The sequence below is a fragment of the Sphingomonas sp. genome (assembly GCF_039595165.1).
Lineage (GTDB): Bacteria > Pseudomonadota > Alphaproteobacteria > Sphingomonadales > Sphingomonadaceae > Sphingomonas.
Genome location: NZ_JBCNMA010000132.1, coordinates 1 through 8,979, shown reverse-complemented (window position 1 = coordinate 8,979; position 8,979 = coordinate 1). Strand labels below are relative to the sequence as shown.

Sequence of the window (8,979 nt, the reverse complement as noted above, 5' to 3'; positions counted from 1 at the left end):
GCTACCTCGTCTCCTCGATGGTCGCGGCCGAGCGCACGCGCGTCGAGGCGGTCGAGCGCGCGATCGCCAAGGCGCACAAGGATATCCGCGGGCTCGAGACCGAGTTCGACACGCGCGCCAACCTCGCCCAGCTCGAGCGCTGGAACGGCGAGGTGATGCGCTACACCGCGCCGACGCCGCAGCAGTTCCTGGCGAGCGACACCGCGCTCGCCTCGATGCGTGCGCTCGAGGCCGAGGGCGTGGCCGAGCGCTATGCCGCGATGGTGGTGCCCGCGGGCGTGCCCGAGGTGGTGGCGCCCCGTACCGCGTCGGATTCGGTCGAAGGGACGCCGGCGACCAAGACGCCAGTGGCGACCGCGGCTGCGGCTGCGGTGAAGCCTCAGGCCAAGCCGGCACCCAAGCCCGAGGCGGTGGCCACGTTCGCGAAGCCGGTCAGAGTCGCGGAGAAGATTGCGTCCAAGCCGGTCAAGGTCGCGGACAAGGCCGCATCGAAGCCCGCCAAGGCCGCGCCTCGCACGCCCCGCGAAGCGGAAGTGGCGATGCTCGACCGCAAGCTGCTCAAGGATTCGAGCTTCGGCGACCTGATGAAGGGCGTCCGGGCCGAGGCACGCCGGGTCCGGTGACCGTCCTCGTCGCCGCCCCCGCGCCCCGCAATCGCACGCGTCCGGGTACCCGGCACGCGACGATGGCGGTCGCGCATGTGCGGCTGATGATCCTGGCGCTGCTGTTCGCGGCGGGCATCTCGGTGATCGTCGGGCGGCTGGTCCTGCTCGCGCTGTTCGCCGAGCCGGCCGAGACCACCAGCATCAACGCGATGCTGGTGCCGTTGCGCGGCGACCTGGTCGACCGCAACGGCGCGCCGCTCGCGCGGACCATCGACGCCTGGTCGATCGGCGTACGGCCGGGCAAGGTGATCGGCGACAAGGCCGAGCTGGCGCGCGCGCTCGCGGCGACGCTGCCGGGCAAGAGCGAGGGCGAATACGCCAAGCTGCTGGGCAGCGACTCGCGCTTCACTTATCTCCAGCGCCGCGCGGTGCCCGAACTGGTCGCGGCGGTGCACGCGCTGGGCGAGCCGGGGATCGAGTTCGCGCGCGAGCCGCAGCGGCTCTACCCGCAGGCGAGCCTCGGCGCGCACGTTCTCGGCTATCTCGATTTCGACGGCAACGGCGTCACCGGCATGGAGCTGGCGCTCGACAAGCAGCTGACCGATCCGGCGCGGCGCGGCCAGCCGGTGGCGCTGTCGCTCGACCTGCGCGCGCAGGCGGCGCTGGAGAGCGAGCTCGGCGCGGCGATGACCAGCTTCCAGGCGCGCGGCGCGGCAGGGGTGATCCTCGACGTCGCGAGCGGCGAGGTGATGGCGCTGGCCTCGCTGCCGACGTTCAACCCGAACAACATTAGGGGCTCGAACCCCGAGCATTTCCGCAACAACGTGACTCAGAGCGTCTATGAGCTCGGCTCGGCGTTCAAGCCGTTCACCATGGCGTTCGCGATCGAGAGCGGGGTCGCGCCGTCGATGGCCAAGCGCTACGATGCCACGGCGCCGCTCCAGGTCGGCGGCTTCCGCATCCGCGACGACCACGCACAGAAGCGCTGGCTCAACATCCCCGAGACGCTGATCTACTCGTCCAACATCGCCACCGCCCGCATCGCCGACGAACTGGGCAAGGAGCGGATGGAGAGCATGTTCCGCAAGCTCGGCTTCGACCAGCGGCCCGATATCGAGCTGGGCGGCAAGGCCTCGCCGTTGTGGCCCAAATATTGGGCGCGCACCACGGTGATGACGACCGCCTATGGCCATGGCATCGCGGTGACGCCGCTGCATCTCGCCAGTGCCTATGCCGCCCTGGTCAATGGCGGAGTGTGGCGCCCTGCCACGCTGCGCAAGATCGAGCCGGGCAAGGCCCCGGCCGGCCGCCGCGTGATCTCCGAGGCGACGAGCGCGCGGATGCGCCAGCTGCTGCGCCTGATCGTCACCCACGGCACCGGCGGCAAGGCCGATGCCCCGGGCTATCGCGTCGGGGGCAAGACCGGCACCGCGGAAGTGCCCGGCGCAGGTGGTTACAAGCGCAATCAGAATGTTTCGACCTTCGCGGCGGCTTTCCCGATGGACGCACCGCGCTATGTGGTGCTGGTGATGCTCGATTCGCCTGTCGGAAACGCCCAGACCCACGGTTTCTCGACCGCGGGCTGGACCGCCGCCCCCGTGGTCAACCGCGTGATCATGCGCACCGGCGCGATGCTCGGCGTGGTGCCGGACGAGGCGCGCGACGTCGACGTCTCCGATCTCACGCCGTTGCTGTGGAAGGCCGAACCCAGGAACAAGCCCGCAGCCGCAGCCGCAGCCGCAGCCGCTGCCGCCGCCTCGGCGCCGGTCGTCGCGCCGGGAGCGGGCGAGTGAGGTTGGGCGAACTGACCGGCGGCGCCGAAGATACGATCGTCACCGGGTTCGCCATCGACCACCGCAAGGTCGCGCCCGGCACCGTGTTCGGCGCCTTTCGCGGGGCGCGCTTCAACGGCGAGGACTTCATCCCACAGGCGGTGGCGAGCGGTGCGATCGCGGTGATCGCGCGGCCCGAGACGCGAGTCGAGGGCGCGGTGCACATTGCGACCGATCATCCGCGCACCGAATTCGCGCGGATCGCCGCCAGGTTCTTCGCGCCCTTCCCGGAGACCGCGGTGGCGGTGACCGGGACCAACGGCAAGACCTCGACCGTCGAGATGGTGCGCCAGCTGTGGCGCATGGCCGGGCACAATGCCGCGTCGATCGGCACGCTCGGCGTCACCAGCGCGGGCGAGATGGTCTCGACCGGCCTCACCACCCCGGACGTCGTGACCTTCCTCTCCAATGTCGCGGGGCTGGCGCGTGAGGGCGTGACCCACCTCGCCTTCGAGGCGTCGAGCCACGGCCTGTCGCAATACCGTACCGAAGGGCTGCCGGTGGCGGCGGCGGCGTTCACCAACCTGTCGCGCGACCATCTCGACTATCACAAGGACATGGCGGAGTATCTCACCGCCAAGCTGCGGCTGTTCGCCGACGTGCTCGATCCCGACGGCACCGCGGTGGTGTGGACCGACGATGCGCATTCGGAGCGGGTGATCGACATCGCGCGGATGCGCGGCAACCGCGTCATGACGGTCGGCGAGCATGGCAGCACGATCCGGCTGATCTCGCGCGAGCCGACGCTGCTCGACCAGAAGCTGGTGGTCGAGGTGGAGGGTGTCGAGCATCGCGTCAGCCTGCCGCTGATCGGCGGCTATCAGGCGGCGAACGCGCTGATCGCCGCGGCGCTGGTGATCGCCACCGGCGGCGACATCGCGACGACGCTGGCCAATCTCTCGCGCCTGCAGCCGGTGCGCGGGCGGCTCGAGCGCGCGGCGATCAGCCGCAGCGGCGCGCCGATCTATGTCGACTACGCCCATACCCCCGACGCGATCGAGGCGGCGATCGCCGCGCTCAAGCCGCACGCGGCGGGGCGGCTGATCCTCGTCTTCGGCGCGGGCGGGGACCGCGATCCGGGCAAGCGCGAGCCGATGGGCGAGGCCGCCGCGGCGGGCGCGGACCTGGTGATCGTCACCGACGACAATCCGCGCGGCGAGGACCCGGCGGCGATCCGCGCCGACATCCTCAAGGGCTGCCCGGGCGCGACCGAGGTCGGCGACCGGCGCGGCGCGATCTTCCTCGCGGTGGGCAAGGCGGGGCCGCAGGATATCGTGCTGATCGCGGGCAAGGGCCATGAGCAGGGCCAGATCGTCGGCGACATGGTGCTGCCGTTCGACGACGTGGCGGTGGCGCGGGAGGCGGCGGCGTGAGCGAGCCTTTATGGACTTCGGGCGAGATCGCCGCCGCGACCGGCGGGACGGCGTCGGCCGAGTTCGTCGCCGATGCGGTCGCGTTCGACAGCCGCGAGGTTGGACCGGGCGCGCTGTTCTTCGCGCTCACCGGCGAGACCACCGACGGGCACAAGTTTCTCGATCAGGCCTTCGCGAGCGGGGCCGCGGGTGCGGTCGTTTCCTCCCAGACGGCGCGCCCGCACATTTTCGTCGGCGACACGATGGTCGCGCTGGAGAACCTTGCGCGGGCGAGCCGCAAGCGCATGGCCGGCACGGTCATCGGCGTCACCGGATCGGTCGGCAAGACCGGCACCAAGGAAGCGCTGTTCGAATGCCTCGAGCGGATCGCGCCGGGCTTCGCGCACCGATCGGTCAAGAGCTACAACAACCATACCGGCGTGCCGCTGAGCCTCGCCCGCATGCCACGCGAGGCGAGGTACGGCGTGTTCGAGATGGGCATGAACCATGCCGGCGAGCTGCTCGCGCTGACCCACATGGTCCGCCCGCACATCGCGCTGGTGACCACGATCGCGCCGGCCCACACCGAATTCTTTCCGAACGAGGAGGCGATTGCCGACGCCAAGGGCGAGATCTTCCAGGGGCTCGAGCCCGGCGGCACCGCGATCGTGCCGTTCGACAGCCCGCATCGTGACCGGCTGATCGCCGCGGCCGAGCCGCATGCCGCACGGATCGTGACCTTCGGCCTCGGCGAGGGCGCTGACGTGCGCGCGGTCGAGATCGTGCCGGGCCAGGCCGGCGGCACCTATGTCACGGCGCAGATCGGGCCCGACCGCACGCTCGGCTTCACGCTGTCGCAGCCCGGCGGGCATTGGGTCGCCAACGCGATGGCGGTGCTGGCGGCGATCGATGCGGCGAGCGGCGACCTCGAGCAGGCCGGGCTCGCGCTTGCCGAGATGGGCGGGCTCGCGGGACGCGGGGCGCGCTTCAAGACGGCGCTCGCGGACGGCGAGGCGCTCGTGATCGACGAGAGCTACAACGCCAATCCGGCTTCGATGCGCGCGACCCTCGCCGTGCTCGCCGAGACGCCTGCCGCGCGGCGCGTGGCGGTGCTGGGCGAGATGCGCGAGCTGGGCGACCAGTCCGACGCCTTCCACGCCGACCTAAGCGAGCCGATCCTCGATGCGGGCGTCGAAGCGTTGCTCCTCGTCGGCGAAGGGATGACGCCGCTTGCCCGGGCGCTTGAGGGGCGGGTCGAATTGGTCCATGTGCCCGACGCCGCTGCCGCGCGCGAGCGCATCGACCAGATGCTCCGCCCCGGCGATGCGGTCCTCATCAAGGGTTCGAACGGAGTCGGGCTGGCGCGGGTCGTCGCGGCGCTGGCGGGAAGGTCATAATGCTTTACGAGATCGCCGAGTGGCTGGGCTTTCCGGGCATCCTCAATCTGATCCGCTATCTTTCGTTCCGCATGGGCGCGGCGGTGACGACGGCGCTGGTGATCGGCCTGATCATCGGCCCGCGCTTCATCGGCTGGCTGCGCGTTCGCCAGGGCAAGGGCCAGCCGATCCGCAGCGACGGCCCGCAGAGCCACCTCGCCAAGCGCGGCACGCCGACCATGGGCGGGCTGATGATCCTGACCAGCCTGTCGCTGGCGGTGCTGCTGTGGATGGACCTTTCCAACCCCTATGTCTGGGCGTGCCTGTTCGTGACGCTCGGCTTCGGGATGATCGGGTTCCTCGACGACTATGACAAGGTGCGCAAGGCGAGCACGGCGGGCGTCTCGGGCCGGATGCGGCTGCTCGGCGAGTTCGTCATCGCGGGCGCCGCCGCCTGGGTGATCACGCAGCAGAACGGCACCGTGCTCTACGTGCCCTTCTTCAGTCAGTTCAGTGTCGATCTCGGCTATTTCTACGTCGCCTTCGCCGCGTTCACGATCGTCGCGTTCGGCAATGCGGTGAACCTGACCGACGGGCTCGACGGGCTCGCGACGATGCCGGTGATCATCGCGAGCATGGCCTTCCTGCTGATCGTCTATCTCGCCGGCAACGCGATCTACGCCAATTATCTCGGCATCCCGCACGTGCCGGGGGCGGGCGACCTCGCCATCTTCTGCGGCGCGATCGTTGGGGCGGGGCTCGCCTTCCTGTGGTTCAACGCCCCGCCGGCGGCGGTCTTCATGGGCGATACCGGCAGCCTCGCGCTCGGCGGCGCGCTCGGCACGATCGCGGTGGTCGCGCATCACGAGCTGGTGCTCGGCATCATCGGCGGCCTGTTCGTGGTCGAGGCGCTCAGCGTCATCATCCAGGTGTTCTGGTACAAGCGCACCGGCAGGCGCGTGTTCAAGATGGCGCCGATCCACCACCATTTCGAGCAGATGGGCTGGAGCGAGCCGACCGTCGTGATCCGCTTCTGGATCATCGCCTTCGTGCTGGCGCTCGCCGGCCTGTCGACGCTGAAGCTGCGGTGATCGTCAGCGCGTCCTGGCGCGGCAAACGCTATGCGGTGCTGGGGCTGGCGCGCTCGGGCGCGGCGACGGTGCGCGCGCTGCTGAGTGCCGGGGCGCGGGTCACGGCGTGGGATTCGAACGAGGCGGCGCGGGCGGCGCTTTCTCCCTCTCCCCTCCGGGGAGAGGGTCGGGGTGAGGGGGCAGGGGTCTCACCGAGCCCATCGCCTGTGGACAGGCCCCTCTCCCAACCCTCTCCCCAAGGGGGAGAGGGCTTGAGCCTCGCCGATCCCGTCGAAATCGACCTGACCGGTTTCGCAGGCGTCGCCGTTTCTCCCGGCGTGCCGATCAACCGCCACCCGATCGCGCCGAAGGCGCGCGAGGCCGGCGTCCCTCTGATCGGCGATATCGAGCTGTTCGCGCAGGCGCGTGCCGAGCTGCCGCCCCACAAGGTGGTCGGCATCACCGGCACCAACGGCAAGTCGACCACGACCGCGCTGATCCACCACATCCTCGACACCGCCGGCATCCCCGCGCGGCTCGGCGGCAATATCGGGCTGCCGATCCTGGGACAGGAACCGCTCCCCGAGGGCGGCGTCTACGTGCTCGAGCTGTCGAGCTACCAGATCGACCTGACGCAGAGCCTCGATTGCGACGTCGCGATCCTGCTCAACATCACGCCGGATCATCTCGACCGCTATGACGGGTTCGACGGCTATGCGGCGTCCAAGGCGCGGCTGTTCGCGATGCAATCCAGGGGGCATGCCGCGATCATCGGCATCGGCGACGCGGCCTCGCAGGATATCGCCAGACAGGTGTCGCGCTCGGGCCGCGCCGAGGACCTGACCAAGATCGCGCCGGGCGTGTGCATGGACCAGTCGCGTTGGCCCGCGCTGCAGGGGCCGCACAACGCCCAGAACGCGCTCGCCGCGATCGCCGCGTGCGAGGCGCTGGGCGTCGATCAGGCCAGCATCGACCGCGGCCTCGCGAGCTTCCCCGGCCTGCCGCACCGGATGGAACGCGTCGCGACCAAGAACGGCGTGCTCTACGTCAACGACAGCAAGGCGACCAACCCGACCTCGACCGCCCCCGCGCTGGCGGCGTTCGGACGCATCCACTGGATCCTCGGCGGACAGGCCAAGACCGACGATCTCGACGCGTGCCGCCCGGGCTTCGGCCATGTCGCGCGCGCCTATACGATCGGCGACGCCACCGAGATGTTTGCCGCGCTGCTCGACGGCGAGTTCCCGGTCGAGCGCAGCTTTACGCTCGACGCCGCGGTCAAGTCGGCGGCGGCACAGGCGAAGGCGGGGGAGACGGTGCTGCTGTCGCCCGCCTGCGCCTCGTTCGACCAGTTCAGGGACTATGAGGACCGCGGCGCTCAGTTCCGCGCGGCGGTGGGGGCATTGGAATGACGGACGTGAGGCGCAACCTGCCCGCGGTGCGCAAGCGGGGCTGGCGCGGCAAGGTCGAGGACAAGCTCAGCCGCGGCAGCAATTCGAGCTTCGGCCTGTGGTTCTGGGAGATCGACCGCATCCTGCTGCTGCTCGCGATGCTGCTGATCGGCATCGGGCTGGTCGCGGTTGCAGCCGCCTCGCCCGCCTCGGCGGTGCGCTATTCGGACGGCAATACCCAGTTTGCGTCGATGCACTATTTCTGGCGTCAGGCGATCTGGGTCGGGCTTTCGGTGCCGGTGCTGCTCGTCGTATCGATGTTGCCGGTCAGCCTGGCGCGGCGCATGGCGATCGTCGGCACCGCGGTGTGCATCGTGCTGGTCGCGGCGGCCGCCTTCCTCGGTGCCGAAGTCAACGGCGCGCGGCGCTGGATCGGCTTCGGTTTCGCCTCGGTCCAGCCCTCGGAGTTCCTCAAGCCCTTCTTCATCGTCACCACCGCCTGGTTCCTGTCGATGCGCGCCAAGGACCCAGATCTGCCCGTGATCCCGCTCACCGGCGTGCTCACCGCGCTGGTCGCGGCGCTGCTGATGAAGCAGCCCGATTTCGGCCAGACCATGGTGTTCGGCATGGTGTGGATCGTGCTGCTGATGCTCGCCGGCATCTCCACGCGTGCGATCGGCATGCTCGGCGGGGCGGCGGTCGGCGGCGTGATTGCGGCCTATCTGTTCTACGACACCGCGCGCACGCGCATCGACAGCTTCCTGTTCCCCGATCCCGAGAAGGCGGCGGCGGAGCATTACCAGACCGACATGTCACACGCCGTGCTGACCGCGGGCGGCGCCACCGGCACCGGGCCGGGGGGCGGCTCGGTCAAGTTCAAGCTGCCCGAGGCGCATACCGACTATATCTTCTCGGTCGTCGGCGAGGAGTTCGGACTGATCGCGTGCATCGGCATCGCCATCCTCTACCTCGCGATCATCCTGCGCGTGCTGATCAAGCTGCTCGACGAAGAAGACAATTTTCGCCTGCTCGCCGCGGCGGGACTGGCGGCCCAATTCGGGATTCAGGCGCTGATCAACATGGCGGTGAATACCGGCCTCGCCCCCTCCAAGGGCATGACCTTGCCGTTCATTTCGTACGGCGGATCGTCGATGGTCGCGCTGTCGATCGGGATGGGACTATTGCTCGCCTTCACGCGGCGGAACCCGTATCTCAAACGCTCGCCTTACACGGTTCGAGGGAGCGGTTGATGAGTTCGGCACGGCACTATGTCCTCGCGGCCGGCGGCACCGGCGGACACATGGTCCCGGCGGCGGCGCTGGCGGGCGAGCTGATGCGGCGCGGGCACAAGGT

The 8,979-nt window shown here is 69.8% G+C and carries 8 protein-coding genes; all 8 read left to right on the top strand.

Annotation, left to right across the window (positions count from 1 at the left end; genetic code table 11):
- The coding region (locus tag ABDV68_RS16395; protein ID WP_343521177.1) for a hypothetical protein at window positions 1-623 on the top strand (623 nt) is incomplete at its 5' end.
- Complete coding sequence (locus ABDV68_RS16390; protein WP_343521176.1) at window positions 620-2,398, top strand: penicillin-binding protein 2; 1,779 nt, start codon at window positions 620-622, stop codon at window positions 2,396-2,398. The genes ABDV68_RS16395 and ABDV68_RS16390, both read left to right, overlap by 4 nt.
- The gene (locus ABDV68_RS16385; protein ID WP_343521175.1) at window positions 2,395-3,810 is read left to right on the top strand and encodes a UDP-N-acetylmuramoyl-L-alanyl-D-glutamate--2,6-diaminopimelate ligase; all 1,416 of its coding nucleotides are present in this window, start codon (window positions 2,395-2,397) and stop codon (window positions 3,808-3,810) included. Before ABDV68_RS16390 ends, ABDV68_RS16385 begins: the two co-directional genes overlap by 4 nt.
- A complete protein-coding gene (gene murF, locus ABDV68_RS16380; RefSeq protein WP_343521174.1) occupies window positions 3,807-5,186 on the top strand; it encodes a UDP-N-acetylmuramoyl-tripeptide--D-alanyl-D-alanine ligase in 1,380 nt (459 codons plus the stop codon). The genes ABDV68_RS16385 and murF overlap by 4 nt, the downstream gene beginning before the upstream one ends.
- Window positions 5,186-6,256 (top strand): phospho-N-acetylmuramoyl-pentapeptide-transferase, encoded by a 1,071-nt coding sequence (mraY, locus tag ABDV68_RS16375; protein ID WP_343521173.1) that lies wholly within the window; start codon window positions 5,186-5,188, stop codon window positions 6,254-6,256. Before murF ends, mraY begins: the two co-directional genes overlap by 1 nt.
- Window positions 6,253-7,647 carry a UDP-N-acetylmuramoyl-L-alanine--D-glutamate ligase gene (gene murD, locus ABDV68_RS16370; RefSeq protein WP_343521172.1) on the top strand — a complete coding sequence of 465 codons (1,395 nt, stop codon included), beginning with the start codon at window positions 6,253-6,255 and terminating at the stop codon, window positions 7,645-7,647. The genes mraY and murD overlap by 4 nt, the downstream gene beginning before the upstream one ends.
- A complete protein-coding gene (locus tag ABDV68_RS16365) occupies window positions 7,644-8,876 on the top strand; it encodes a putative peptidoglycan glycosyltransferase FtsW (RefSeq protein WP_343521171.1) in 1,233 nt (410 codons plus the stop codon). Before murD ends, ABDV68_RS16365 begins: the two co-directional genes overlap by 4 nt.
- On the top strand, window positions 8,876-8,979 hold a 104-nt coding region (locus ABDV68_RS16360; protein ID WP_343521178.1), incomplete at its 3' end, for a glycosyltransferase. The genes ABDV68_RS16365 and ABDV68_RS16360, both read left to right, overlap by 1 nt.

Excerpts from the sequence above, each read along its gene's own strand:
- mraY (WP_343521173.1), top strand. The coding sequence starts at position 5,186 with ATGCTTTACGAGATCGCCGAGTGGCTGGGCTTTCCGGGCATCCTCAAT.
- ABDV68_RS16365 (WP_343521171.1), top strand. The coding sequence starts at position 7,644 with ATGACGGACGTGAGGCGCAACCTGCCCGCGGTGCGCAAGCGGGGCTGG.